Genomic DNA, 1018 nt, shown 5'->3' with positions numbered 1-1018 from the left:
CAGTTCTTAAGGGGTAAGAATCACACAACAGGCGTCAAAATTAGGGCCACCAAGCCCGGAAATGACGCGGGGAACCGCGTCGATCAAGGGCGAAGGTGTAGCAGCCGGTTTCAGAGGTTGGAATCGGTTAGGGCGGAATTGTGTCCATTCGCGCACAACTCTTCACATGGCGCCTGATGGATACTATATATAGAGACAAGGACGAGAAAGATGCGGATCGAACGGCGTTTTACCAAAGAGAATCAATCAGCCTATGCGGAGATCGAATTTCGTGTAGCGACCAGTGAGATCAAGAACCCGGACGGATCAATCGTTTTCCGTCTGGAGAATATCGATGTTCCGGCCCAGTTCAGTCAGGTGGCCGCAGATATTCTTGCACAGAAGTATTTTCGCAAGGCCGGCGTGCCTGCCAGGCTGAAGAAGGTTGAGGAAAACTCGGTTCCTTCTTGGTTGTGGCGCTCGGTTGCCGATGAAGAGGCCTTGGCTGCGTTGCCTACCGAAGAACGCTACGGCTCCGAGATGGATGCGCGCCAGGTTTTCGATCGTCTTGCCGGCACCTGGACCTATTGGGGCTGGAAGGGCAAGTATTTCGATAGCGAAGCCGATGCCCTAGCCTTCCGCGACGAGCTCGCCTACATGCTCGCCACCCAGCGCGTCGCGCCTAATTCGCCGCAATGGTTTAATACAGGCTTGCACTGGGCTTATGGCATTGATGGTCCCGGTCAGGGCCACTATTATGTCGATCCGGACACCGGCAAGCTGACCAAGTCCAAATCTTCTTACGAACATCCGCAACCGCATGCTTGCTTCATCCAGTCTGTCGCGGACGATCTGGTCAATGAAGGCGGCATCATGGACCTTTGGGTTCGCGAAGCGCGCCTGTTCAAATATGGCTCGGGCACAGGTTCAAACTTTTCCTTCCTTCGCGGCGAAGGCGAAAAACTGTCCGGTGGCGGTCGTTCCTCTGGTCTGATGTCATTCCTGAAGATTGGCGATCGCGCTGCCGGCGCTATAAAGT

Annotated in this window: 1 pseudogene; it reads left to right on the top strand. The window is 54.7% G+C overall.

Annotated features, from left to right (window positions below):
- Positions 1–210: 210 nt before the first annotated feature.
- Positions 211–1018: pseudogene (locus ACXJ5O_RS28150) on the top strand (vitamin B12-dependent ribonucleotide reductase); the annotation flags it as partial.

This window comes from Phyllobacterium sp. P5_D12, from assembly GCF_054049495.1.
This window is presented reverse-complemented; position numbering and strand designations above follow the sequence as displayed.